Raw genomic sequence first — 23,593 nt, forward strand, 5'->3', positions numbered from 1 at the left:
GCCCGCCAGGCGGCGGTTCCCACGTACGCGAGGAGGAACGTGACCGAGGAAACCGAGACCCGCGCGGAGGGCGTGGCCGGCATCCGCGACGTGGTGAGCATCAGGCTCCCCGCCGCCAGTGCCTACCTGTCCGTGCTGCGCACGGCCACCGCCGGGCTCGCGGCGCGGCTCGACTTCACGCTGGACGAGATCGAGGATCTGCGGATCGCGGTCGACGAGGCGTGCGCCATGCTGCTGAGCGAGGCGGTGCCCGGCACCGACCTGACCGCCGAGTTCGAGCTGACCGGCCAGGAGATGCAGGTCAGGGTCGAGGTGACGACCGTCGGGAGCTCCGCTCCCAAGCGCGACGACTTCGCCTGGATGGTGCTGACGGCCCTGGCCGACGACGTGGACGCCGTGGCACCCTCCCAGGGCTTCCCCGATCGCATGGCGATCGTCCTGCGTAAGCGCCGAGGCGCGGCCCAGAGAACGGCGGGGCCGGCGTGACGGAAAGGACTGGAGCCATGGCCACCAGCGAACACGCCGTGCCCGACAGGGTCCGTGCCCGCAGGCTCTTCGCCGAGCTGGCCGAGCTGGGTCCTGAGGAGCCGCGCCGCCAGCGCATCAGGGACGAGCTGGTCGAGCTCCACCTTCCTCTGGTGGAATACCTGGCGCGCCGCTTCCGCAACAGGGGCGAGTGGCTCGACGACCTCACCCAGGTCGCCACCATCGGCCTGATCAAGTCGATCGACCGGTTCGACCTCAACCGGGGCGTCGAGTTCTCCACCTACGCGACGCCCACCATCGTCGGCGAGATCAAGCGGCACTTCCGCGACAAGGGCTGGGCGGTGCGCGTGCCGCGCCGCCTGCAGGAGCTGAAACTCTCGCTCACCAAGGCCATCAGCGATCTGTCGCAGCGCGAGGGCCGGGCGCCGACGGTGTCCGAGCTGGCCTCCTACCTGAAGATGACCGAGGAGGAGGTGCTCGAGGGCCTCGAGTCGGCCAACGCCTACTCGACCGTGTCGCTCGACGCCCCCGACTCCGGCGACGACGACGCTCCCGCGGTGTCCGACTCCCTCGGCATCGTCGACGAGTCGCTTGAGGGCGTCGAATATCGCGAGTCGCTCAAACCACTGCTGGAGCGGCTGCCTCCGCGGGAAAAACGTATCCTGCTGCTGCGCTTCTTCGGCAACATGACGCAGTCGCAGATCGCCACCGAGCTGGGCATCTCGCAGATGCACGTCTCGCGCCTGCTCGCCCGCACGCTGGCCCAGCTGCGCGAGGGCCTGACCGCCGACGACTAAGCGTCTCCATAGAGAGCATGGGTGGTGGGGGGCGCCAGCAGGGTCACGAGCCCTGTCACGGCGACCACGATCAGCGGGATGCCGAGCTGCGGCTGGCCCGACCGGATGAGCGTGACGGCGATGACCAGCATGAAGATCTGCGTCAGCACGGCCGGTGACCTCCCCCACCGCTCCATCCTGAACAGACCGCCCCAGGCCACCCAGAGCAGCCCGGCGGCCACCAGCAGCGCGAACCCCGACTCCGCCAGGGCCGTCGTCACGTTGACCGGCGCTCCCGTCAGCGTCTGCACCGCGACGAGCACGCCGAGCCCAAGCGCGACGAGCCCTTCCAGGGCGACGACGGCGGCGGCGATGAGAAGGGTAAGCGGGCGACCGTTCACGCCAGTACCCTACCGCCCGGGCCGTACGGTCCGAGAAATAGGACGTTAGGCCCACAAAGCGGACGGGCTTGACCGGCTACGCTGGCGATATGCGCGCCATGCTGCTGGTCAACCCCAAGGCCACCACCACCAACGCTCGCACGCGTGACGTGCTGATCCGCGCGCTCGGCGCGGCCGTCGACCTCGCCGTCGAGGAGACCCGCTACCGCGGCCACGCGGCTTCGCTGGCGTCCACGGCGCGGGCCAAGGGCTACGACCTGGTGGCGGTGCTCGGAGGCGACGGCACGATCAACGAGACCGTCAACGGCCTGCTGAACCCGGTGGACGGCGAGCCCGCGGGGGACGACCCCAGCGCCGGCCGCCCCGGCCTGATCGTCATCCCCGGCGGCAGCGCGAACGTCTTCGCCCGCGCCCTGGGGCTGCCGAACGATCCGGTCGAGTCGACGGGCGCGGTGCTGGAGGCGCTCAGGGAGGGGCGCCGCAGGACCGTGGGGCTGGGGCAGGCCCTCTGGGAGGGGCAGAGCCGCTACTTCACCTTCTGCTCGGGCATGGGATATGACGCGGAGGTTGTACGGGCCGTGGAGGGCCTGAGAGGCGCCGGCAGAAAGGCTACCCCCACGCGGTATGTGAACACGGCTCTGAGGCACTATCTGGCCACGGACAAGCGGCATCCGGCGATGACGCTGACCGGCCCCGGCATCCCTGCCGCCGAGGGGGTGTTCATGGCGATCATCTCCAACACCTCGCCGTGGACGTACGTCGGCACGCGGCCCGTGACGCCCACCCCGTGGGCCTCCTTCGAGACCGGGCTCGATCTGCTCGGGCTGCGGCGCATGAGTCCGATGGCACTCGCGCCGGTGATCCGGCAGATTCTCACGGAGAGTGACGTCCTTCCGTCGGGCCGGCACCTCGTGCAGCTGCACGACGAGCCCGAGTTCACGCTCACCGCGGGCCGTCCGGTGGCCTTCGAGCTGGACGGCGACTACCTGGGCGAACGCGAAACCGTGACGTTCCGGTCCACGCCGAACGCGTTACAGGTTCTGGTCTAGCTGGTTACATTCGGTCATTGTGTGACGCATCCGACATCCATAACAGCCAAAACTTCGCGTCAACCCTCTTGCGTGCACTGAAAGTGACTGAAAGGCTCAACACTGACGTCGGAACGTAGGACCTTTCACCACCCCGAGGTCCTCCAGGCGTCAAGCGGGCGAACCCGGTCCTCAACAGGATCCCGGGTGATCGCTCGCGCGAGTTAGTGAAACTCTTCACAAAGTAGTAGCCGCACGGAGCCGACCTAGAGGCTCCATCTACTAAGGAGTGACGCATGGACTGGCGCCACCGAGCTGCCTGCCGTGACGTGGACCCCGAGCTGTTCTTCCCGATCGGCAACACCGGCCCCGCCCTCCTGCAGATCGAGGAGGCCAAGCAGGTCTGCCGGTCCTGCCCGGCCGTCGAGGCCTGCCTGAAGTGGGCGCTGGAGTCCGGACAGGACGCCGGCGTCTGGGGCGGACTGAGCGAGGACGAGCGCCGCGCCCTCAAGCGCCGCTCCGCCCGCGCCCGCGCCCGGCTCTCCGCCTGACCCGATCACACCCCCTGCTCCGGTGCGTCCGCACAGGATGTGCCCGCCGGCGGCTCGGACGCGGATTCGCCCGGGTCAGGCCGGCGGGAGCGGGATCGACATCACCACCTCCGTGCCGCCTTCCAGCCGCGGCTGGATCGACAGCCGGCCCGACAGCTCCCCCACCACCAGCGTGCGTACGATCTGAAGCCCCAGGCTGGTGGAGCTGTCGAGGTCGAAATCGCTGGGCAGCCCGCCCCCGTCGTCCCAGACCGTGAGGTTGAGCCGGTCGTGCCCCGGCTCCACCACCACCTCCAGCCGCTTGGGCCTCCCATGTTGCAACGCGTTCTGCAACAGCTCGGTCAGCGCCATGGCCAGCGGCGTGGCGATGAGCGACGGCAGGACGCCGAAACCTCCGACGCGCCGCGGTGTCACGGCCACCTCCGCCGCCGACACCTCACCCGCCATCGCGATCACCCGGTCGGCGATCTCATCGAAGTCGACGAACTCCTCCGGCGCATGAGAGAGCGTCTCGTGCACGATCGCGATCGACCCGACCCTGCGTACCGCCTCCTCGAGCGCCTCCCTGCCCTCCGGCACCTGCAGCCGCCTGGCCTGCAGCCGGAGCAGGGCGGCGACGGTCTGCAGGTTGTTCTTCACCCGGTGGTGGATCTCGCGGATCGTGGCGTCCTTGGTCATCAGCTCGCGCTCGCGCCGGCGCAGCTCCGTGACGTCCCTGATGAGCACCAGCGCGCCGATGCGGCCGCCGCCCACGATCAGCGGGATGGCTCTGAGCTGCACGATCGTGCCGCCGGACTCGACCTCGGTGCCCTTCGCCGCCCGCCCGCTGGCCACGATCATGAGGTCTTCGTTGATGGGCTCGTCGGAATAGCACAACTGCGCGGTGACCCGCCCCAGCTCCGCCCCCACCAGGTCGGCGTGCAGGCCCAGCCGCCGGTAGGCGGACAGGGCGTTGGGCGAGGCGTACGTGACGCGCCCCGCCCGGTCGAGCCGGAGCAGGCCGTCGCCCACGCGGGGCGAGCGGACCAGGATCGGCTCGTCGCCGGAGAACGGGAACCGGCCCTCCGCCACCATCTGCGCCAGGTCGGAGGCGCTCTGGAGGTAGGTCAGCTCCAGCCGGGAGGGCGTGCGGGCCGAGGACAGGTTGGTGGAGCGCTGGATCACCGCGAGGAAGCGGGCCTCACCGCCCTCGACGGCGCGCCGCACGGGGATCGTCTCCTCCCTGACGGGCACGCCGGTGGACCAGTCGGGATCTCCCTCGCGGCAGATGCGGCGTTCGTTCCAGGCGGTGTCGATGAGGTAGCGCTCGCCCTTGGCCGCCACGGTGCCGACGATGTCGTCGTGGTAGACGGTCGGGCCCGTCGTCGGCCGCATCTGGGCGATCGCGATCCAGCCGTTCTCCCCCAGCAGCGGCGCCCACAGGATGAGGTCGGCGAAGGACAGGTCGGCCAGCAACTGCCAGTCGGAGACCAGCGAGTGCAGCCAGTCGAGATCCGCCTCGTCCAGCGCTGTGTGGCGGGCTACGAGGTCGCTCAGTGTCGGCACGAGTGCATCATGCGTGCTTTCCCCCGCAACAGCCAAACCGGCCACCTGGCGGCGGGCCGCTGAGGTGGGCGTTTAATCGCATAGCCCTTACTCGGGCACAACTCCGTACGAGTATGGGCGTACTGCGCCATTCTCGTACAGTGCCGACGCTGTGCCCCCTGATGACCGTTTCGTGAAATCTCATATGGTGAGAAGCATCACACAGCCGCCACCGCTCAGCTGCAGGAAAAGGGCTGCGCGCCACCAGCCGGAGGTGATCCGCACGGGCGGGTGGTTCCTCCGCGACACGGCTCGCGGACCGGCCTCGGTTGCGATCGCGCACATCGCTGTGGATATCCTTCACCATCAACCTGAGCAGCCCGGATCCGTGCGTGCCAGCTGTCGTACGCGCTCGGCGCCGGTCGGCGGCTCCGGCCCGCGGTTGACCGCTCGGGCCGAAGTGAGTTCCGATGATCTCGCGGTGACCAGACACGCCCTCACCGCCGTGGCAGAAGTGAAGGTGAGAGCGTGACTGACGACAGCCCCCGCGTTCCGAAGTACTACGACGTGAAACGGAGCCTGCTCGAGCTCACCAAGAGCCTCTCGCCCGGCACCGCCCTGCCGCCCGAGCGCACGCTCGCCGTACGCTTCGAGACCTCCCGCACCACGGTCCGGCAGGCGCTGACCGAGCTGGTGGTGGAGGGCAGGCTGCTGCGCATCCAGGGCAAGGGCACGTTCGTGGCCCAGCCGAAGGTGGCCCAGGTGCTCCAGCTCACCTCCTACATCGGCGACCTGCGCACGGCCGGTCTGGAGCCGGACACCAAGATCCTGGAGATCGGCTACATCACCGCCGACGAGGCCCTGGCCCGGCGCCTGGCCATCAACCCCGGCGGGCGCGTGCTGCGCATCCACCGCCTCAGGCTGGCCAACGGTGAGCCGGTCTCCATCGACACGACCCACCTGTCCGCCCGCCGCTTCCCCCGGCTGCGGCGCGAGCTGGAGGTGCACGCGTCGCTGTACGAGACGCTGCACAACGCCTACAACGTGCGGCTCACCGACGCCGAGGAGATCATCGAGACCGTGCTGGCCACCCCCTACGACGCCAAGGCCCTGGGCGTCGACGTCGGCCTGCCGATGTTGCTGCTCACGCGCCACGCCTTCGACGCCGACGGCAACCCCGTCGAGTGGGCCCAGTCGCTCTATCGCGGCGACCGGTACAAGTTCGTCACGCGCCTGCGCCGTCCCTGAAGAACCTCATGCGTTACGGCAGGCCACCCTGCCCGGACCCGCCGACGCCGGCTCGCCTCCGTCGAGCGCCGGTCGTGAGGGCTCACGGGGCACTCGCCGTGACGAGCGCGCCGCGGGCCGTGTTCTTCGCTGACTTCTAGGCTGGCGTCCATGAGCATTCTCGTCGTCACCGGCACCGGCGCCGGGGTGGGCAAGACCGTGGTGACGGCGGCCGTGGCCGTGTTGTCGCTGGCGCGCGGGGCGGCGACCGCCGTGGTCAAGCCCGCCCAGACCGGCGTGGCCCCCGGTGAGCCGGGCGACGTCGACCACGTGATCCGGCTGTCCGGGGTGGCCACCACCTTCGAGCTGCGCCGGTTCACCGACCCGCTGTCCCCCGCCGCCGCGGCGAGGGCGGCGGGCATGCCGCCCGTGTCGCTGGCCGGGGCCGCCGAGCTGGTGCGGGAACTGGCTGAGAGCAACCGGCTGGTGATCGTGGAGGGCACCGGAGGGCTGCTGGAGCGCTTCGACGAGGACGGCGCCACCGTCGCCGACCTCGCGCGCGCCCTCAACGCTCAGGTGCTCGTCGTGGCCGGGGCCGGAGGCGCCGCGGTCAACCACACCGCGCTCACCCTGGAGGCGCTGGCCCATCGCGGGCTCGACCTGGCCGGCCTGGTCATCGGCCGGTGGCCGCGGCGGCCGGGGACGGCCGCGCGCAGCGGCGTGGCCGACCTCGAGATGCTGGCCGCGCGGCCGCTGGCCGGGGCGCTGCCCGACGGCGCGGGCGACCTGGACAGGCAGGCGTTCGCCGAGGTGGCGCGGAAAGGGCTGGGCGCCACGCTGGGCGGCACGTTCGACCCCGCGGCCTTCCGGCGGCAGGTCCTCTGACACGGGTCTCCCGATGGTGGGGCTAACCCCACCACGCACCAGCACACCAGGCCTATTTCGCGGCTCCCCCGCCGGTCAATACCGTTAAGGCATGACAGTCCCCCGTCCGTGGTCGGCACGGGCCTGGCTCGACACGGCTCACGTCATGACCGGCCTGCCGGTCGCCGTGCTGCTCGGCGGGCTGACGGTCCTGCTGGCCGTGGTCCCTCGCCTGCTGTGGCGGGCCCTGCCGTGGTTCACCCGGGTGCAGTGCTCCCGGTTCGCGGCGTTCCAGGGGGTGCGCATCCCGCCCACACCGCCCCTGGCGGGATGGCGGAGCCCCACGGCGTGGCGGCAGATCGCCTACCACCTGCTGTCGCCGTTCGTGGGCGCCGCCGCGGCGTTCCTGGTGGCCGTGGTGTGGGGCGGGTCGTTCGTGGGGCTGCTGTCGTTCCTGCCGCCGCGGCTGGAGCCCCCGCCCATGGTGTTCGAGTTCAACCTGCGCGACGAGCGCGTGCTGGGGATCTTCATGGGGGCGGGGCTCGCGCTGCTCATCCTCGCTCCCCTCCTGGCGCGCGGCATGGCGGCGCTCGACCTGCTGGTGGCGCGTACACTCCTCGGGCCCAGCCGCTCGGAGCTGGGGCAGCGGATCGAGACGCTGACCGAGAGCCGGGCCGGGGTCATCGACGCGGCCGACGCCGAGCGCCGCAGGATCGAGCGTGACCTGCACGATGGCGCGCAGCAGCGGCTGGTCTCGCTCGCCATGAACCTCGGCCTGGCCAGGGCCACCCTGACCGACCTGCCCGAGCCGGCCCGCCAGGCGATCGAGCAGGCCCACGAGGAGGCCAAGCAGGCGCTCAAGGAGCTGCGCGACTTCGTCAGAGGGCTGCACCCGGCCGTGCTCAACGACCAGGGCCTGGACGCGGCGCTGTCCGGAGTCGCCGCCCGCGCGCCCGTGCCGGTCAAACTCCGGGTCGACATCGAGCGGCGTACGAGTCCGACCATCGAGGCGGTGGCGTTCTTCATCGTGTCCGAAGCACTGACCAACATCGCCAAACACGCCTCGGCCACCAAGGCCGAGGTGACCGTGCGGCGCGAGCGCGACCGCCTGCACATGGAGGTCTACGACGACGGCTGCGGCGGCGCCAGGCTGGACGGCGGCACCGGGCTGCGCGGCCTGGCCCAGCGGATCGACGCGGTCGACGGGTCGCTCCGCTTGTCCAGCCCGCTGGGGGGCCCGACGACGATCGAGGTGGAACTGCCGTGCGAGTAGTGCTGGCCGAAGACTCCGTACTGCTGCGAGAGGGCCTGATCCGGCTTCTCGACGCCTCCGGCATGGACGTGGTGGCGGCCGTGGACGAGGCCGAGGGGCTGCTGCGGGCGGCCGAGGAACACCGGCCCGAGCTGGTCATCACCGACGTCAGGATGCCGCCCACGCACACCGACGAGGGGCTGAGGGCCGCCCTCCTGCTGCGCCGCCAGCAACCGGGCCTCGCGGTCCTCGTGCTCTCCCAGTACGTCGAGGAGCGCTACGCCGCCCAGCTGCTGGCCTCGGCCGCGACCGGCGGCGTCGGCTACCTCCTCAAGGACCGGGTGGCCGACGTGGCCGAGTTCATCGACGCGCTGCGCAGGGTGGCCTCCGGCGGCACCGCCCTCGACCCCGAGGTGGTCGCCCAGTTGCTGCTACGCGGCAACAGCGACCCGCTGGAGCGCCTGACGCCGCGCGAGCACGAGGTGCTCCAGCTGATGGCGGAAGGCCGGTCGAACGCGGGCATCGGCCAGGCGCTGGTGCTCAGCGAAGGGGCGGTCGGCAAGCACATCGGCAACATCTTCACCAAGCTCGACCTGTCACCCGCCGAGGGCGACCACCGGCGGGTGCTCGCCGTGCTGCGCTTCCTCAGGATCAGGAGCCTGCCATGAGAGCGGCCTGGCTGACCGCGGGCGCGCTGATGACCACGATGGCGCTGCTGGCGTCCACGACGGCGCTCTGGCACACGTTCGCCAAGGCCAGGACGCCGGAGGAGGTCACGGCACGGTCGATCCCGTTCACCGAGGGCAGGATCCAGATCAACGCCGCGAGGGGCGACGTCGACGTGGCCATCCTGCCTGGCAACGCCGGCGAGCTGCTCATCTCCAGGTCCCTGCGGTGGACGCGCGACCGGCCCGCCGTCACGGAGGACTGGGACGCGCGCACGAGCACCTTGCGGCTCGAGGCCGTCTGCCCCGGCGCCGACCAGCCGGACGGCCCCCTCTGCAGGGCCGACTACCTGCTCTTCGTGCCGCCCGAGACCGACATCGTGGCCGGCACGACCGGTGGCATGCTCAGCGTCGACGACGTGTACGGCGACGTGCGCCTGACCTCCGTCACCGGCGACGTGAGCGTCGACGACGTCGCCGGCTCCCTCTGGGCCAGGGTCGGCACCGGCAGCGTCCGCGCCGACACGCTCAACGCCGAGGAGGCCGATGTGGAGGTCGGGGCGGGCAACGTGAGCCTGACGTTCGCCAACCCGCCGGCGACCGTGAAGGCCGTCGTCAGGACGTCCGGCGACGTGCGGGTGCACGTGCGCGAGGGCTCGTACGACGTCTCGGTGGTCGCCCGCAACAGCACCCTGAACATCGGCAGGGACCCCGGCTCGCCGCGGAAGATCACCGCGAGGGCGCCGGACGGCACCGTCACCCTGTGCTGCCGCTGAAGATCACCCGTGTCCGGGCCTTAAGACCTGTTTACTCTTGTGACTGGTTGGTAAGTTCCCGGCATGGAGTCTGCGAAGCACGCCGGTGACGCCGCCGTCGCCGTGTCCAAGGCCTATGGCGTCGAGACCATGTTCACCCTGTCGGGAGGGCACGTCTTTCCGCTCTACGACGGCGCCGTGCACGAGGAGATGCGCATCCTCGACGTACGCCACGAGCAGAGCGCGGTCTTCGCCGCCGAAGCGACGGCCCGGCTGACCAGGAAGCCCGGGCTGGCCGTGCTGACCGCCGGCCCCGGCATCACCAACGGCGTCAGCGGCGTCGCGACCGCCCACTTCAACGGCTCTCCCGTGGTCGTCATGGGCGGCCGGGCGCCCCAGTCCCGCTGGGGCAGCGGCGCGCTACAGGAGATGGACCACCCGCCGCTGCTCGACCCGATCACCAAGCTGTCGTTCACGGCGAGCGGCGCCGAGTCGGTCGGCCACGAGGTCGAGATGGCCTTCCGCACGGCGGTCGCCTCCCATCGCGGCCCGGTGTTCCTCGACTTCTACATGGACCACCTGTTCTCGCCGTCGCCGGTGCACGACGTGCAGACGCAGACGCCCTCGCCGCTGGAGCCCGACCCCGGCGACCTGGCCGGCATCGCACGGCTGCTGGCCGAGGCCGAGCGGCCCGTGCTGGTGTACGGGTCCGACGTGTGGATGGAGCGCGCCGAGGAGGCCGCCCGCGACTTCGCCGAGACGTGGCGGCTGCCGGTCATCCCCAACGGCCAGGGCCGCGGCATCCTGCCCTCGGGGCACGAGCTGCTCGTCACCCGGGCGCGAGGGCTCGCCTTCTCCCAGGCCGACCTGGTGATCGTGGTCGGCACCCCGCTCGACTTCCGGCTCGGCTACGGCTGGTTCGGCGGCAAGGACGGCGCGCCGCTGGCCCGCGTGGTCCACATCGCCGACGCGCCGTCGCAGCTGGCCACGCACATGCAGCCGGTCGCATCCGCCGCGGGCGACCTGTCGGTGGTGTTCTGGGGCCTCGGCGCCGCCTGTGGCGACGCGGGCGTCAAACCCGACGCCTACGCCCCCTGGGTGACGAGGTTGTCCGACACGGCCGCCGCGGCCATGGCCGGCGACGCCGAGTTGCTGGCCTCCGACTCCGACCCGATCCACCCCATGCGCATCTACGGCGAGCTGGGCAAGATCCTGGCCGACGACGCCGTGGTCATCGGCGACGGCGGCGACTTCGTCTCCTACGCGGGCAAGTACGTCGAGCCCCGGCAGCCGGGCAACTGGCTCGACCCGGGCCCGTACGGCTGTCTCGGCACCGGCCTCGGCTACTCCATCGCCGCCCGCCTGGCCAGGCCGTCCTCACAGGTCGTGCTGCTGCTCGGCGACGGCGCCGCCGGGTTCTCCCTGATGGACGTCGACACCCTCGTACGCCACCGGCTGCCGGTCGTCATGGTCTGCGGCAACAACGGCATCTGGGGCCTGGAGAAGCACCCCATGCAGATGTTGTACGGCTACGACGTGGCGGCCGAGCTGCAGCCCCAGTGCCGTTACGACCAGGTCGTGACCGCGCTCGGCGGCGGCGGCGAGCTCGTCACTAAGCCGTCGGAGATCGGGCCCGCGCTGCGCAGGGCGTTCGACTCGGGCATCCCCTACATGGTGAACATCGCCACCGACCCGCAGATCGCCTACCCCCGCAACACGACGGGGGTGTGACGCTACTGCTTCGGGGTGGCCGACGGGGTGGGGCTCGGGCTGCCGCTCGTGCAGGGGCTGTCGACGACGACCAGCGTGATCTCGGCGCCTTCGTCCGCCTGGGTGCCGCCCTTGGGCGTCATGGCCTTGACGGTGCCGCAGCGCAGACCGGCGGTAGTGGTGGTCTGGTCGTCGAGGTCCACCTCGAAGCCCATCGCCAGGAGGATGTCCTGCGCCTCGAGGAACCTCTTCCCGACCACCTTGGGCACGCGCTTCTTGCCGGCGGTGGGCGTGGGAGAGCCCGACGGCGTGGTGGTGGGCGTCGGGGTGGGCGTCGGCGTGCGGGTGGGGGTCCTGGTCGGCCTGGGCTCCGGGGTCGTCGGGTCGGGCCTGGACGGCCTGGTGGTCGGCCTGGGCTCCGAGGTCGTCGGGTCGGGCCTGGACGGCCTGGTGGTCTTCGTCTCGCGGGGGGGCTGGATGGACGACGTGTCGCCCCGCGGAACAGCGGTCTCGGTGACCTGCGGCTCGCCGGGGGTCATGCCCGTCAGAGCGACCGCGCCGGCGCCCGCGCCGAGCACCACCGCGACCGCGATGCCCGTGATCAGGCCGGTCCTGCGCGGCGCCTTCGCCGCCCGCCGGCTGCCGCCGCGACGCTCGGACACGTTCGTGTCCTGGGATGCCTGCTGGTGCGCACCGGTCTGGTACGCCTCCATCGGCGGAGCAGCAGCGGGAGGCGCCTGAGCCGGCTCGGGCACGGGCGAGGGCTGCCCGCTGGCGGCCGCGCGGGCCGCCTCGCTCATGGCCTTGGCCGACGGGTAACGCCTGGCCGGGTCTTTCGACAGCGCGCACTCGACCAGCGTGCGCACCGCCGGGGGGATCTCGGCGGGCAGCGGCGGCGGGGCCTCGCGGATGTGCTTGAGCGCGATCGTGACCGCGCTGTCGCCGTCGAACGGACGCTGCCCCATCAGGCACTCGTACGCGACCACGCCGAGCGCGTAGATGTCGACCGCGGGCGTGACAGGCGCACCCTCGGCCTGCTCGGGGGCGCAGTAGGCGGCCGTGCCCAGCACCATGCCGGCGTCGGTGAGCCGGTTGGCCAGGTCGGACCTGGCGATGCCGAAGTCGGTCAGCACCAGCGTGCCGTCGCGCTGCACGAGCAGGTTGCCCGGTTTGACGTCGCGGTGCACGATGCCCTGGTCGTGCACGGCCTGCAACGCCGAGGCGGCCTGCGCGATCAGCTCCATGGCCTGCTGCGGCGCGATCCGGCCCAGCCTGGACAGTAAGCGGTCGAGCGGCTCACCGTCGACGAACTTCATCACCAGGTAGACGGTGTCGCCGCTGACGCCGTAGTCGTAGACGTCGACCACACCGCTGTGGTTGATCGTGGCCATCGCCCGCGCCTCCCCCTGGAAGCGAGCGACGAACCCCGGGTCCTCCATACGGCCTGGCAGCAGCACCTTGACGGCGACGGTGCGGGCCAGGACGATATCCTCGCCCCGCCACACCTCGCCCATGCCGCCGGCGCCGATGCGGGTATCCAATCGATACCGCCCCGCCAGCGTCGTCCCTTGTGCCACCATGACGCCCCCGTTACCCCCCTACTTCAGTAACCTCTCCCACCCCGCGAGTCTCCAACAAAGCGAACTTTCATCGCGGTAAGGTAACACAGTGGTCACGGAAGTCAGAGAGTGTACGACTCACCTGTCCCACATGCCACTCAAATGCCTCAAGCCGTACAAACTCTATCCTGCGGCCTCACGGCGGGCCTTGTCCGCGTTTCGCGGAACTCCACGGCCGCATCGCTAGGCTGATCCCATGACGCTCGCTCCTGGTCTTCGCGCCCAGTCGCTCATCGTGGTCGAGATGGACGACACCGCCAAGAGCGTGGGCAGCGGAGACGTGCCCGTGCTGGCCACGCCCCGGCTGCTCGCGCTGGCCGAGGCGGCGACCGTGCGCGCCGTCGAGCGGCACCTCGCGCCGGGCCAGACGTCCGTCGGCACCCGGGTCGAGCTGGAGCACGTGGCCGCCAGCCCGCTCGGCACGCGCGTGCAGCTCGGCGTCGAGCTGACGCGGGTCGACGGCCGTCGCCTGACCTTCGCCTTCGAGGCCCACGACGAGCACTCCGTCGTGGGCAAGGGCACGATCGAGCGCGTCCTCGTCGACCGCGCCAGATTCCTGGCCGCGAGCGAACGGCGCACGACGTGAGGGCCGCTAGTCGTCGATGACGGCGATCAGGTCGCCTTCCTGGATCACGTCGCCCTCGGCCACCTTGAGCTGGGCCACCGTGCCGTCGTCCTCGGCGAGCACCGGGATCTCCATCTTCATCGACTCGAGGATGACGAGCGTGTCACCCTCGGACACGCTGTCGCCCTCGCGGACGACGACCTTCCACACGTTGGCCACCATCTCGGCGCGTACCTCAGCCACCGCGACTCCCCTCTTTCCATGATCCGATAATGTCCACGACCTAGGCGCGCATGCGCGCGACCAGACCGGTGTCGTAGTCGCCGGCGACGAACTCCGCGTTCTCCAGCAGCTCCGCACAGAATGGCAGATTGTTCTTCGGTCCCTCTACGGTGAACGCCGCCACCGCCTTGCGGCCCTTCTCCAGCGCGTCGGCGCGGCTCTCGCCGCGGACGCAGAGCTTGGCCATCAGGGGGTCGTAGAACGGGGTGACCGTGTTGCCCATCTCATAGCCGGAGTCGACCCGCACGCCGTCGGCGACCGGCTCCTCCCACGCCGTGATCGTGCCAGGGCCGGGGAAGAACCGCTTCGGGTCCTCCGCGTAGACGCGGAACTCTATCGCGTGCCCGGCCGGCTCGGCCGGCACCTCAGGGCTCTCGCCCGCCGCGACACGCAGCTGCAGCTCGACCAGGTCGACGCCGGTGACCAGCTCGGTGACCGGGTGCTCCACCTGCAGTCTCGTATTCATCTCCAGGAACACGAAATCCTGCCGGTCGGCGTCGACCAGGCACTCGACGGTGCCCGCGCCGGCATAGCCGACGGCCTCGCCGGCCCGCACGGCGGCGGCGAGCATGCGCTCGCGCAACTCCGGCGTGATGCCGGGAGACGGCGACTCCTCGACGACCTTCTGGTGGCGGCGCTGCACCGAGCAGTCGCGCTCGCCCAGCGCCACGACCCGGCCGTCGGGCAGGCCGAAGATCTGCACCTCGACGTGGCGGGCCCGCTCGATATAGCGCTCGAGCAGCACGGCGGGCCCGTCGAGCGCGTCACCCGCACTGCCGGCGAACCTCGCCGCCGCCCTGGCCGCCTGGTCGTACGCCTTGCCCATGCCCTCGTCGTCGTAGGCCACGCTCATGCCGATGCCGCCGCCGCCGGCCGCGGTCTTGACCATGACCGGATAGCCGATGGACTCCGCGGCCCGCAGCGCCAGCGACAGGTCGGTGACCGGCTCGCGGGTGCCCGCGGCGACCGGAACGCCCGCGGCCTCCATGAGGTTCCTGGCGTTGATCTTGTCGCCCATCCTGTCGATGGCCTCGGGCGCGGGCCCGATCCACACCATCCCCGCCTCGATCACGGCCCTGGCGAACGCGGCGTTCTCGGCGAGGAACCCGTAGCCCGGGTGCACGGACCGCGCGCCCGTCGCCCGCGCCGCCTCCAGCACCTTGCCGGCGTCGAGGTAGCTCTGCGCGGGGTTGGCCGGGCCGATCAGCACCGCCTCGTCGGCCTCGCGGACGAACGGCAGGTCGGCGTCGGCCTCCGAGTGCACGGCGACGGCACGCAGGCCCATCCGTCTGACCGTGCGGATGATCCGCCGCGCGATCTCACCTCGGTTGGCGACCAGAACGGGTCCGAGCGTCTCAGTAAGCACGCCGACCACCTTATGGCCGCCACAGGCTTGACCCCTTTCCCCCGAAACCACCGAAGCGGCCAGCACGATCTGTAGGAACCCCACAATCAGGAGCGCTCCACGGGCCGGTGGCTGGGCGCGGGCGACAACAGCTTAGACGCGGCCACGGTCGATCACGCGCCCGAGCGCCTCGATCGCGTGGGGGTCGTAGGAGCCGCCAGGGGACTGCCGGATGCGCTCCAGCGCCGCCCCGGCGCGGTCGCGGTCGGTGGAGGGCCCCACCAGGTCGTCGTAGGCGTTGGCGACCTTGATGATGCGGCTCGACAGCGGCGGGTCCTCAGTGATCGGGTCGCACTGCCGTCTGACCACCTCGGCCACGCGGTCGAGCACGCCCGTCTGCCGGATCACCTCGGCGCCCAGCTCGGCGATGCGGCGGGCCTGCTCGGGCTCGGTGAGCACGGTGGCGCCGCCGGGGATCGGATCGCGCAGCGACAGCTGGCCGATGTCGTGCATCAGCGCCGCGTATTCCAGCTCCAGCAGCTCGGGCTCGGCCATGCCCAGCTCTCTGCCGATGGCCACGGCCAGCCGGCTCACCCGGCGCGAGTGCCCCGGCTCGACGTAGCCGCCGACCTCCGTCACCCGGGACAGGGCGCGCACGGTCTGCAGGTAGGTGGCGCGGATGCCGGCGTACTTCCTGAAAGCGACCTGGGTGACCAGCAGCGGAGCGGCGAAAACCAGCAGCGCCACCAGATCCATGCTGTGCGTGGCCAGGGCGAGCAGCACGCCCGACGAGCCCACGGCGGCGCCCAGCGGGAACGCCATGTTGATCTCGTCACGCACCGCCACCCGGAACGCGGTGCGCACCTGCTCCGCCCTGAGCAGCGCCGCGATCAGCACGTCGATCAGCAAGGTGATCGTGATGAGCGTGGCCATCGCCGCGAGCGCCGGCCACCACGTGCTGGTCGGCGGCTTGGTGAGCTCGTGGAGCGGGTCGGCCAGCGGCCGGAACGCGAACGCCGGCAACGCGCCGATGAGCAGCCGCCTGGCCATCGCGTCGAGTCGCGGCGGGCGGCCGACGGCCAGGTGCGGCAGCGCTCCCGCGGTCATGCCGACCGCGATCACCGCGACCACCTGCAGCGCGGGGTGGCGCAGCGGATTCTGGCTGAGGTCGAGCAGCAACGTGTAGCCGAGCGCCGCGGCGGCCCCGATGGGCGCGACCTCCCTGTTGCCCGGCATGGTGAGCCTGGCCAGCTCGCCGACCGCGATCAGCGCGCCGAACCCGACCGCGATCTCCGGGCGTTCGAGCCCGGCGGCGGCGGTGTAGCCGACCCCCGCCACCGCGACCAGCCCGGCCACGCAGATGAGCAGGAGCTGCCCCGAGTCGAGCCGGCGCAGCACCGTGCCCACGGACCGCTCGGCCCGCCGCCGGGGACGCGCTGTGGTGATCATTGACCGGTCACGACCTCGATGGGCATGGTCGGGTCGTCGTGGTCCTTGATCGGGGACTCGGCGGCCTCGGGAGGCGGCGGGTCGACGCGGCGCGGCGGCTGCCACGGCTCGCGGTCGAGCGCCCTGATGAAGGCCGCGACCATGACCGGGTCGAAATGGGTGCCGGCGCATTTGCGCAGCTCTTCCACGGCCACCGGCACCGGCCTGGCGCCGCGGTAGGAACGGTCGGAGGTCATCGAGTCGAACGCGTCGGCCACCGCGATGACCTTCGCGAACTCGGGGATCTCGTCACCGGCCAGCCCCATCGGGTAGCCGGTGCCGTCGTGGCGCTCGTGGTGGTGCATGATGCCGGCGTAGGCCTCGTCGAGGAACCCGATGCCGCGCACGATCTCCAGCCCGCGCATCGGGTGCAGCTGGATCGCGGCGAACTCCTCCTCGGTGAGCGGCCCGTCCTTCTGCAGCACCTTGGTCGGCACGCCGAGTTTGCCCACGTCGTGGAGCATGCCGGCGTAGCGGATCGCCCGCACCCGCTCGACCCCCATGCCGATCTCCTGGGCGATCATGGAGGAGGCGTGCGAGACCCGCGTGCAGTGGCCGCGCGTGTAATAGTCTTTCGTCTCCACCGCCTGGCAGAGCGCGGCGATGGTGGCGTCGTAGGAGCGCTGCTGCGCGTGATACTGGCCGAACGCCCACCGCGCCACGAAGAGCGGCACCAGCACCAGCACCGCCGAGATCGACGCCACGGTGGCCCACAACCCCGCCACCAGCAGCCCGAACGTGCCGTAGCCCAGATAGGACAGCAGGAACTGGACCATGCCGCGCATCGGCACCTCGGTGGCGCGCGACCCCGTGGCCAGCGCGATCACGGTGAGGGTGAGGACGATGTTGAGCGGCACGAAGACGGCCGTGGCCGCGACGTAGGGGCCGATCAGGTCGTCGAACGCGTTGACCTGAGGCACGCCGACCTGCCCGTCGAGCGCGACGTAGACCCACCCGGCCGCGAAGCCGCAGATGGCGAACTGGGCGCCGTTGAACAGACGTTTGATCAACGGCAGCCCCGGCCGCACGCTCACGATCGCGGTCAGCCCCACCAGCGCCGCCCCCTCGGGACCGAGCAGCACCACGGCGGCCAGCGAGGCCGAGAAGCTCACCGAGACGGCGAACTGCTCCACGTTGAGCAGCGTCGGCATCGACTCGCACACCAGGAACAGCAGCGCGAGCACGAGCAGGATGTCGAGGTCCTCCGGAGCCACGGGGGCGCCGGAGACCACGACGCCGCGAACGATGAGAGCGGCCGCCACCCCGATCACAGCGACCAGATAGGCCCTTGCGGGCCACGGCAGATCACGCATTGCGGCCCCCTACGGCGGTCAGGTCCAGGAAACCCCGGGTGGGATCGCTCCCCCGAACGCTCCCCCGAACACCATGACCATCGGAGCGGCCAGCACGGCGGCCATGAACAGCCGGGCGACCATAGCCTTCAACATACGCATGCCTCCACGGTCGACTTGAGGAGTTTCACGCTACAGAAGAGGACGTGGTCGCACCGCCCGAGTGTGAAATAGCAAGCAAAGCGTAATCAAGCCACTACGAGACGCGATGTGCGGCGGCCCACTCCACGGTCTTCTTCACGCCGGTCGACAGGCCGGTGCGCGGCTGCCAGCCGAGCCCGTCGTGGGCCGGCACCGGGTCGACCGCCATCGCCGGCAGGTCGCCCACGCGCGGCTGCGCGAACCCCGGCTTGTCCTGGGCGCCCGCCGCGTCGGCGATGAGCGAGTGCAGCCGGCGGTCGCTGGTCTGGATGCCGGTGCCGAGGTTGAACCTGCGGCCGTTGCCCTCCGCCCCGCACGCCCTGACGAAGCCGTCGACCACGTCGTCGACGTAGATGTAGTCGCGGGTCTGGGTGCCGTCGCCGTAGAGGACCGTGGGCGTGCCCGACAGCAGGGCATCGGTGAAGATGGCGACCACGCCGGCCTCGCCCTCGGGCGACTGGCGCGGGCCGTAGACGTTGGAGAGCACCAGCGTGGTGTATTCGAGACCGTAGAGGGCCCGGAACGTGGCGAGGTAGGTCTCGCCGCTCAGCTTGGACGCGGCGTAAGGGGAACGCGGGTCGGTCGGCGCGTCACCGGGCACCGGGATCACCGACGGCCTGCCGTAGACCGCCACCGACGAGGCGAACACCACCTTGCGGGTGCGCCCCTCGTGGGCCGCGGCCAGCACGGACGCCGTGCCCACGACGTTGACGTCCGCGTCGTGCACCGGGTCGGCGACGCTCCTGCGCACGCTGATCTGCGCGGCGAGGTGGCAGATCACCTCGGGTTGCAGGTCGGCGACCAGGTCGATCAGCGCGGGATCGCGCACGTCGATCTCGTGCAGCCGGAAGCGGTCGCTCCCGCTCGCCTGCTCCAGGTTGTCCCGGCGCCCTGAGGACAGATCGTCGACCACGTCGACCTCGTGCCCGTCGCCCAGCAGACGATCGACGAGATTCGAACCGATGAACCCGGCACCCCCGGTGACCAACGCGCGCATGCGGTCGATCCTAGTCGGCCAGCTCCGACCTCACTTGCGCGATGCGGGCCAGGACCTTGGATCGCAGGTCTGCGGGGACCGGGTCGCAGCCGCAGTGTTTGTGCACAAGCGCCTTGACCGCTTTGTCCAAATCATATTCCTGCAGGCACGGGCTGCACTCGTCGAGATGCACGCGGATGTCAGCGACGTCGCTTTCGGTCAGCTCGCCGTCGAGATAGGCGTAAACCTTGTCGAGCACTTCGCGACAGTCGGTGTCATGCGGGTTGCCACAGCTCATTTCGATCCCTCCGCCGGGACCAGGCCACGCTCGCGAGCATAGTCCTCAAGGAGGCCCCGCAACTGCCTGCGTCCCCTGTGCAGCCTCGACATCACGGTGCCGATCGGAGTGCCCATGATGTCGGCGATCTCCTTGTAGGGGAAGCCCTCGACGTCAGCCAGGTAGACGGCGATCCTGAACTCCTCGGGCAGAGCCGCCAGCGCCTGCTTGATGTCGCCGTCGGGCAGGTGCTCGAGCGCCTCGACCTCGGCCGACTTCAGCCCGCTCGAGGTGTGGGACTCAGCCCGCGCGAGCTGCCAGTCCTCGATCTCCTCGGCGCCCGACTGCTTCGGCTCGCGCTGCTTCTTGCGGTAACTGTTGATGAAGGTGTTGGTCAGGATCCGGTAGAGCCACGCCTTGAGGTTGGTGCCCTGCTGGAACTGGTGGAACGACGCGAACGCCTTGGCGAAGGTCTCCTGCAGCAGGTCCTCCGCGTCCGCGGGATTTCGGGTCATCCGGAGCGCCGCGGAGTAGAGCTGCTCGAGATACGGCATGACGTCGCGCTCGAATCGCTCGCTTCGCTGCTCCAGCGTCTCCGCGCCTGTCGCGGGCACCGGACCCACCCCCCTAAGATCACCGGTGGCCGACCGTGGCGGAACACCGTACTCAGGGGAGGATACCCGCTGGCCCGTGACCTCCTGGTCAGCGGGTTGGGGGCTGAGCAATGTGAGCATGCTCGTCGCAACACACCCGCGCCCTCGTCTGTTCCCGCAAGATAGAAGGTACGAAGGACCCGGTGCGGGGAACGTCATAACGTACCGGCTGGTAGCCCTTTTCCCGTCACCCAGGAGTCGCGTGTGCTGCCCATTCCGGCCGAGGAACTGAACGGCTCAGGGACGCTCGGGCCGTACTGGACCTTCTATCGCGCCGTCGCCGCCGAGCAACTGAACCGATGGCTTCCCAGCCAGCCCTCCGTGATCCTCGACCTGTCCGGCGGCCGCGGCCGGTGGTCCGGCCAGGCGGCCAGGGCCGGGCACCGGGTGATCGAGGTGCTCGACTTCCGCCGCACGGTCGACGCGCAGTCCCGATTGCGCGACGCCGACCGCGTCCGTCACGTACGCGCCGACGATCTGTCGTTCCTGCCCGACGAGAGCGTGGACGCCGTCCTCGCCGAAGAGCGCGCGATGTCGGTCGAGCTGATGGCCGAGTCGGCGATGAGCGACGTGGCCAGGGTGTTGCGCCCCGGCGGCCGGGCGCTGGTGTGCGTCGACTCGCTCGTGCTGGGCATGGCGATCCTGGCCGAGCAGGGCCAGTGGCAGCACCTGCGCCAGACCGGCGAGGTCATGCTCGTGCCGTGGCCCGACGGCAGCATCACGCGCTGCTTCAGCAGCGGGCAGCTGCGCGAGTTGCTGGCGGGCACCGGGCTGGAGGTGGAGTGGATGCGGCCGCGCACGGTGTTGTCGCCGTCCACGGTCGACCACGTGCTCTCGTCCGACGCGCGCGCCCTGTCCTATCTCGTGCGCACGGAGCTCGAGGCCCATCCCGACGACGACGACACCGTCGGCATCCACCTGGTGGCCAGCGCCCGCAAGCGCTGACCGCCTGCCGACCGGCCCCACATTCTGGCCGGGCCGCCGTTCTTCGTTGCCGGCGGCCCCGGCGAGGTCAGCGGCGGCGCTCCCGCTTCCCCTGGCACTGCACGCACCGCGCGGCCTCCGGGCGGGCCTCCAGCCGGCCTTCGGGCACGGGCTTGCCGCAGTCGACGCACCTGCCGTAGACGCCTTCGTCGATGCGCTCGATCGCCTCCACCACCGCGCTGCGCTGCGCGGTGGCCACGGTCAGCATGGCCTGCGCGCGGTCGGCGTCGGTCAGGTCGGCGCCCGCGTCGGCCGCGGAGTATTCCCGCACCGCGACGGGGTCGCCTTTGAGGACCCCGATCGAGCGGTCCAGTTCGGCGAGCATGTCTTTCAGCCGCTCACGAGCGGTCGTGACGTCCACGAATCCGCACCTCCGGGTGAATGAGGGAAGCCTGCGGCCAGGACTCCCCGGATGTCCCCGCCGGCACGATCAATGGGGGCCGATATGGCGGTGACACCGAGTGAACGGTTGCATCGCTTTCCTCACCGAATGCCCACTTACCGCGCTTCTTACACCTTTAGAACAGCGCGGGCTCCCCCGCCTCGGGGAGCGGTTTGATGAGGTCGGGGCCGTTGTTCCTGACGTTGTTCACATCCGTGGAGACCGCGTACGCCGTGAGCCGCCCCGACTCGGCGGGCACCAGCAACTCGGAGGCCCTCTCGGTGTCGGTGAGCTTGGGGTCGAGCCACTCGGCCCAGCGGTCGCGCTCGATCATCATGGGCATCCTGTCGTGGATGCGGCCCAGGTGGTCTTCGGCGTCGGTCGTGATGACGGTGCAGCTGACGAGCCATTGGAGCGGGTCGTCGTCGGCGCGCGACGGATCCTTCCAGAACTCGTACAGGCCGGCCATGGCCAGCACCCCGCCGTCCGCGGGATGGATGAAGTACGGCTGCTTCTTCTTCTCGCCTTCAACCGGCATCCACTCGAAATAGCCGTCGGCCGGGAGCAGGCATCTGCGCTTGGCGAACGCCCGGCGGTAGGACGGTTTCTCCGCCAGCGTCTCGGCCCTGGCGTTGATCAGCCGCGAGCCGATCGACGGGTCCTTCGCCCAGGCGGGGACCAGGCCCCACTTGAGGATCCTGAGCTGGCGTACCGCCCGCTCGGCCTCGTGGGGCACGCGGCTCAGGACGGCATAGACGTTCTTGGTCGGCGCCACGTTGTAGTCGGCGCCGAGCTCCCTGTCGGGCTCGCCGTCCTGCTCGACCTGGAACTCCTCGAGCAGCTCGTGCTTCTTGCGCGCCGAGGCGTATCTACCGCACATGACACCACACTGCCATGTCCTTCCCCCGCTCGCGTGTCCGCCCGGCGGCGGCGCGCGGACTTCGACCGCGTCCCACCACTCCCAGTACTCTTTGACCATGCCCGCTACGCTCTGGCCCGCACCGACGGCGACGACCCCCGTCAGCGCCACCGTCTCGCTGCCCGGCTCCAAGTCGGTGACCAACCGCGCGCTCCTGCTCGCCGCGCTCGCCGACGGCCCCGGCGTCGTGCGCGGTGCGCTGCGCAGCCGCGACGCGGACCTGATGGCCGCCGCGCTGCGGGCGCTCGGCACGACGCTGGTGGCCGGCGATGAGAGCGCCGCAGGGGTCGACTGGCACGTGACGCCGGGCCCGGTCCGCGGCGGCGCGAGCATCGACGCCGGCCTGGCGGGCACGGTCATGCGCTTCGTCCCGCCGATGGCCGCGCTGGCCGACGGCCCGGTCCACTTCGACGGCGACCCGCACGCGCGCAAGCGCCCGATGGGGCCCATCCTCGACGCACTGCGCTCGCTGAACGCGCGGGTCGACAACGACGCGCTGCCGTTCACGATCATCGGGCCCGTCACGGGCGGCGAGGTGACACTGGACGCGTCGGGTTCGTCGCAGTTCGTCTCGGGGCTGCTGCTGGCGGCCGCACGCTTCGAGAAGGGCGTCACGATTCGCCACGTGGGCCCGCCCGTGCCCTCGCAGCCGCACATCGAGATGACGGTGCAGATGCTCAGGGCGGCCGGCGTCACGGTCGACGACGGCGAGCGCGACGTGTGGCGCGTCGAGCCCGGCCCGATCGCGGCGAGAGACGTCACGGTCGAGCCCGACCTGTCCAACGCGGCCCCGTTCCTGGCCGCCGCGCTGGTCACGGGCGGCACGGTCACCATCCCGGCATGGCCCGCCGAGACCACCCAGCCCGGCGACGCCCTGCGGGGCCTGCTCACCTCCATGGGCGCCACGGTCACCCGCACGGCCGACCTGGTCGTCACGGGCACGGGCGAGATCACCGGCATCGACGCCGACCTGCACGAGGTCGGCGAGCTGACCCCGACGATCGCCGCGCTGGCCGCGCTCGCGCGCACCCCGAGCCGCATCCGGGGCGTGAGCCACCTGCGCGGCCACGAGACCGACCGCCTGGCCGCGCTGGCCACCGAGCTCAACCGCCTCGGCGGCGACGCCGAGGAGACGGACGACGGCCTGGTCATCCGCCCCCGCCCGCTACGCGGCGGCACCTTCCACAGCTACGACGACCACCGCATGGCCACCGCTGGAGCGGTGATCGGGCTCGCGGTCCCAGGAGTGCGGGTGGAGAACATCGCGACGACCGCCAAGACCCTGCCGGAGTTCGCCCAGATGTGGGCGGCGATGCTGGACGCCCGATGACGACGGTGATCCGGCCGCTGCCGGCCGCCGGTTTCAGGGGG

Annotated in this window: 25 protein-coding genes; 13 read left to right on the forward strand and 12 right to left on the reverse strand. The window is 71.0% G+C overall.

Annotated features, from left to right (window positions below; all coding sequences use genetic code 11):
- Positions 1–39 precede the first annotated feature (39 nt).
- A complete protein-coding gene (locus ABGA98_RS44285; protein ID WP_347624496.1) occupies positions 40–486 on the forward strand; it encodes an anti-sigma factor in 447 nt (148 codons plus the stop codon).
- 17 nt (positions 487–503) lie between these two features.
- Positions 504–1,283 carry an RNA polymerase sigma factor SigF gene (locus ABGA98_RS44290; protein WP_171055307.1) on the forward strand — a complete coding sequence of 260 codons (780 nt, stop codon included), beginning with the start codon at positions 504–506 and terminating at the stop codon, positions 1,281–1,283.
- Here the strand turns inward: ABGA98_RS44290 and ABGA98_RS44295 are convergent.
- Positions 1,280–1,663: a hypothetical protein gene (locus ABGA98_RS44295; RefSeq protein WP_347624497.1), complete on the reverse strand. Its 384-nt coding sequence runs from the start codon at positions 1,661–1,663 to the stop codon at positions 1,280–1,282. The two genes, ABGA98_RS44290 and ABGA98_RS44295, sit on opposite strands and share 4 nt — an antisense overlap.
- Before the next feature lie 89 nt (positions 1,664–1,752).
- Between ABGA98_RS44295 and ABGA98_RS44300 the strand changes: the two genes are divergently transcribed.
- Both ABGA98_RS44300 and ABGA98_RS44305 read left to right on the forward strand, forming a co-directional pair.
- On the forward strand, positions 1,753–2,712 hold the full coding sequence (locus ABGA98_RS44300; protein ID WP_347624498.1) for a diacylglycerol kinase family protein: 960 nt from the start codon (positions 1,753–1,755) through the stop codon (positions 2,710–2,712).
- 275 nt (positions 2,713–2,987) lie between these two features.
- Positions 2,988–3,242 carry a WhiB family transcriptional regulator gene (locus ABGA98_RS44305; protein WP_347624499.1) on the forward strand — a complete coding sequence of 85 codons (255 nt, stop codon included), beginning with the start codon at positions 2,988–2,990 and terminating at the stop codon, positions 3,240–3,242.
- Between the two features lie 75 nt (positions 3,243–3,317).
- Here the strand turns inward: ABGA98_RS44305 and ABGA98_RS44310 are convergent, their stop codons facing one another.
- Positions 3,318–4,787: a histidine kinase N-terminal domain-containing protein gene (locus tag ABGA98_RS44310; RefSeq protein ID WP_347624500.1), complete on the reverse strand. Its 1,470-nt coding sequence runs from the start codon at positions 4,785–4,787 to the stop codon at positions 3,318–3,320.
- 507 nt (positions 4,788–5,294) lie between these two features.
- Here ABGA98_RS44310 and ABGA98_RS44315 point away from each other — a divergent pair.
- The 6 genes from ABGA98_RS44315 (at position 5,295) to ABGA98_RS44340 (ending at position 11,260) form a co-directional block, all read left to right on the forward strand.
- Positions 5,295–6,014, forward strand: coding sequence for a GntR family transcriptional regulator (locus ABGA98_RS44315; RefSeq protein ID WP_347624501.1), 720 nt, complete (start codon positions 5,295–5,297; stop codon positions 6,012–6,014).
- 150 nt (positions 6,015–6,164) lie between these two features.
- Positions 6,165–6,878, forward strand: a complete 714-nt coding sequence (gene bioD, locus ABGA98_RS44320; protein ID WP_347624502.1) for a dethiobiotin synthase — start codon at positions 6,165–6,167, stop codon at positions 6,876–6,878.
- 91 nt (positions 6,879–6,969) lie between these two features.
- Positions 6,970–8,130 carry a sensor histidine kinase gene (locus ABGA98_RS44325; RefSeq protein ID WP_347624503.1) on the forward strand — a complete coding sequence of 387 codons (1,161 nt, stop codon included), beginning with the start codon at positions 6,970–6,972 and terminating at the stop codon, positions 8,128–8,130.
- Complete coding sequence (locus ABGA98_RS44330; RefSeq protein ID WP_347624504.1) at positions 8,121–8,777, forward strand: response regulator transcription factor; 657 nt, start codon at positions 8,121–8,123, stop codon at positions 8,775–8,777. Before ABGA98_RS44325 ends, ABGA98_RS44330 begins: the two co-directional genes overlap by 10 nt.
- Complete coding sequence (locus tag ABGA98_RS44335; RefSeq protein ID WP_347624505.1) at positions 8,774–9,550, forward strand: hypothetical protein; 777 nt, start codon at positions 8,774–8,776, stop codon at positions 9,548–9,550. Before ABGA98_RS44330 ends, ABGA98_RS44335 begins: the two co-directional genes overlap by 4 nt.
- Positions 9,551–9,613: 63 nt before the next feature.
- Positions 9,614–11,260, forward strand: a complete 1,647-nt coding sequence (locus ABGA98_RS44340) for an acetolactate synthase (RefSeq protein WP_347624506.1) — start codon at positions 9,614–9,616, stop codon at positions 11,258–11,260.
- 2 nt (positions 11,261–11,262) lie between these two features.
- Here ABGA98_RS44340 and ABGA98_RS44345 read toward each other — a convergent pair whose 3' ends face one another.
- A complete protein-coding gene (locus ABGA98_RS44345; protein ID WP_347624507.1) occupies positions 11,263–12,819 on the reverse strand; it encodes a serine/threonine protein kinase in 1,557 nt (518 codons plus the stop codon).
- 235 nt (positions 12,820–13,054) lie between these two features.
- Here ABGA98_RS44345 and ABGA98_RS44350 point away from each other — a divergent pair, with 235 nt between their 5' ends.
- Positions 13,055–13,444 carry a hotdog domain-containing protein gene (locus tag ABGA98_RS44350; RefSeq protein ID WP_347624508.1) on the forward strand — a complete coding sequence of 130 codons (390 nt, stop codon included), beginning with the start codon at positions 13,055–13,057 and terminating at the stop codon, positions 13,442–13,444.
- A 6-nt stretch (positions 13,445–13,450) separates the two neighbouring features.
- Here ABGA98_RS44350 and ABGA98_RS44355 read toward each other — a convergent pair whose 3' ends face one another.
- The 7 genes from ABGA98_RS44355 to ABGA98_RS44385 all read right to left on the reverse strand — a co-directional run bounded on the left by ABGA98_RS44355 (position 13,451) and on the right by ABGA98_RS44385 (position 19,907).
- Positions 13,451–13,666 (reverse strand): biotin/lipoyl-binding carrier protein, encoded by a 216-nt coding sequence (locus ABGA98_RS44355; protein ID WP_347624509.1) that lies wholly within the window; start codon positions 13,664–13,666, stop codon positions 13,451–13,453.
- Positions 13,667–13,706: 40 nt separating this feature from the next.
- The gene (locus ABGA98_RS44360) at positions 13,707–15,071 is read right to left on the reverse strand and encodes a biotin carboxylase N-terminal domain-containing protein (protein ID WP_347624510.1); all 1,365 of its coding nucleotides are present in this window, start codon (positions 15,069–15,071) and stop codon (positions 13,707–13,709) included.
- A gap of 132 nt (positions 15,072–15,203) precedes the next feature.
- Positions 15,204–16,499: an HD domain-containing phosphohydrolase gene (locus ABGA98_RS44365; protein ID WP_347624511.1), complete on the reverse strand. Its 1,296-nt coding sequence runs from the start codon at positions 16,497–16,499 to the stop codon at positions 15,204–15,206.
- Positions 16,496–17,851 (reverse strand): HD-GYP domain-containing protein, encoded by a 1,356-nt coding sequence (locus tag ABGA98_RS44370; protein ID WP_347624512.1) that lies wholly within the window; start codon positions 17,849–17,851, stop codon positions 16,496–16,498. Before ABGA98_RS44370 ends, ABGA98_RS44365 begins: the two co-directional genes overlap by 4 nt.
- Positions 17,852–18,086: 235 nt before the next feature.
- Positions 18,087–19,028: an NAD-dependent epimerase/dehydratase family protein gene (locus ABGA98_RS44375; protein WP_347624513.1), complete on the reverse strand. Its 942-nt coding sequence runs from the start codon at positions 19,026–19,028 to the stop codon at positions 18,087–18,089.
- Positions 19,029–19,038: 10 nt separating this feature from the next.
- Entirely contained in the window at positions 19,039–19,305 is a 267-nt protein-coding gene (gene rsrA / locus ABGA98_RS44380; protein ID WP_132594015.1) for a mycothiol system anti-sigma-R factor, read from the reverse strand.
- On the reverse strand, positions 19,302–19,907 hold the full coding sequence (locus ABGA98_RS44385; RefSeq protein ID WP_132510087.1) for a sigma-70 family RNA polymerase sigma factor: 606 nt from the start codon (positions 19,905–19,907) through the stop codon (positions 19,302–19,304). The genes rsrA and ABGA98_RS44385 overlap by 4 nt, the downstream gene beginning before the upstream one ends.
- A gap of 234 nt (positions 19,908–20,141) precedes the next feature.
- Between ABGA98_RS44385 and ABGA98_RS44390 the strand changes: the two genes are divergently transcribed.
- The gene (locus tag ABGA98_RS44390) at positions 20,142–20,882 is read left to right on the forward strand and encodes a methyltransferase domain-containing protein (RefSeq protein ID WP_132336385.1); all 741 of its coding nucleotides are present in this window, start codon (positions 20,142–20,144) and stop codon (positions 20,880–20,882) included.
- Between the two features lie 67 nt (positions 20,883–20,949).
- Here ABGA98_RS44390 and ABGA98_RS44395 read toward each other — a convergent pair whose 3' ends face one another.
- Together ABGA98_RS44395 and ABGA98_RS44400 are read right to left on the reverse strand one after the other, a co-directional pair.
- The gene (locus ABGA98_RS44395; protein ID WP_347624514.1) at positions 20,950–21,282 is read right to left on the reverse strand and encodes a TraR/DksA C4-type zinc finger protein; all 333 of its coding nucleotides are present in this window, start codon (positions 21,280–21,282) and stop codon (positions 20,950–20,952) included.
- Positions 21,283–21,439: 157 nt separating this feature from the next.
- Positions 21,440–22,183, reverse strand: a complete 744-nt coding sequence (locus ABGA98_RS44400) for an SOS response-associated peptidase (protein WP_347624515.1) — start codon at positions 22,181–22,183, stop codon at positions 21,440–21,442.
- A 97-nt stretch (positions 22,184–22,280) separates the two neighbouring features.
- Here ABGA98_RS44400 and aroA point away from each other — a divergent pair, with 97 nt between their 5' ends.
- The gene (gene aroA, locus ABGA98_RS44405; protein ID WP_347624516.1) at positions 22,281–23,552 is read left to right on the forward strand and encodes a 3-phosphoshikimate 1-carboxyvinyltransferase; all 1,272 of its coding nucleotides are present in this window, start codon (positions 22,281–22,283) and stop codon (positions 23,550–23,552) included.
- The last annotated feature ends 41 nt before the right edge of the window (positions 23,553–23,593 follow it).

It is taken from the genome of Nonomuraea sp. B1E8, assembly GCF_039871515.1.
Taxonomy (GTDB): Bacteria; Actinomycetota; Actinomycetes; order Streptosporangiales; family Streptosporangiaceae; genus Nonomuraea.

Coding starts and splice junctions, on each gene's coding strand:
- ABGA98_RS44290 (WP_171055307.1), top strand. CDS start 504: ATGGCCACCAGCGAACACGCCGTGCCCGACAGGGTCCGTGCCCGCAGG.
- ABGA98_RS44300 (WP_347624498.1), top strand. CDS start 1,753: ATGCGCGCCATGCTGCTGGTCAACCCCAAGGCCACCACCACCAACGCT.
- ABGA98_RS44305 (WP_347624499.1), top strand. CDS start 2,988: ATGGACTGGCGCCACCGAGCTGCCTGCCGTGACGTGGACCCCGAGCTG.
- bioD (WP_347624502.1), top strand. CDS start 6,165: ATGAGCATTCTCGTCGTCACCGGCACCGGCGCCGGGGTGGGCAAGACC.
- ABGA98_RS44325 (WP_347624503.1), top strand. CDS start 6,970: ATGACAGTCCCCCGTCCGTGGTCGGCACGGGCCTGGCTCGACACGGCT.
- ABGA98_RS44335 (WP_347624505.1), top strand. CDS start 8,774: ATGAGAGCGGCCTGGCTGACCGCGGGCGCGCTGATGACCACGATGGCG.
- ABGA98_RS44340 (WP_347624506.1), top strand. CDS start 9,614: ATGGAGTCTGCGAAGCACGCCGGTGACGCCGCCGTCGCCGTGTCCAAG.
- ABGA98_RS44345 (WP_347624507.1), bottom strand. CDS start 12,819: ATGGTGGCACAAGGGACGACGCTGGCGGGGCGGTATCGATTGGATACC.
- ABGA98_RS44350 (WP_347624508.1), top strand. CDS start 13,055: ATGACGCTCGCTCCTGGTCTTCGCGCCCAGTCGCTCATCGTGGTCGAG.
- ABGA98_RS44365 (WP_347624511.1), bottom strand. CDS start 16,499: ATGATCACCACAGCGCGTCCCCGGCGGCGGGCCGAGCGGTCCGTGGGC.
- ABGA98_RS44370 (WP_347624512.1), bottom strand. CDS start 17,851: ATGCGTGATCTGCCGTGGCCCGCAAGGGCCTATCTGGTCGCTGTGATC.
- ABGA98_RS44375 (WP_347624513.1), bottom strand. CDS start 19,028: ATGCGCGCGTTGGTCACCGGGGGTGCCGGGTTCATCGGTTCGAATCTC.
- rsrA (WP_132594015.1), bottom strand. CDS start 19,305: ATGAGCTGTGGCAACCCGCATGACACCGACTGTCGCGAAGTGCTCGAC.
- ABGA98_RS44400 (WP_347624515.1), bottom strand. CDS start 22,183: ATGTGCGGTAGATACGCCTCGGCGCGCAAGAAGCACGAGCTGCTCGAG.
- aroA (WP_347624516.1), top strand. CDS start 22,281: ATGCCCGCTACGCTCTGGCCCGCACCGACGGCGACGACCCCCGTCAGC.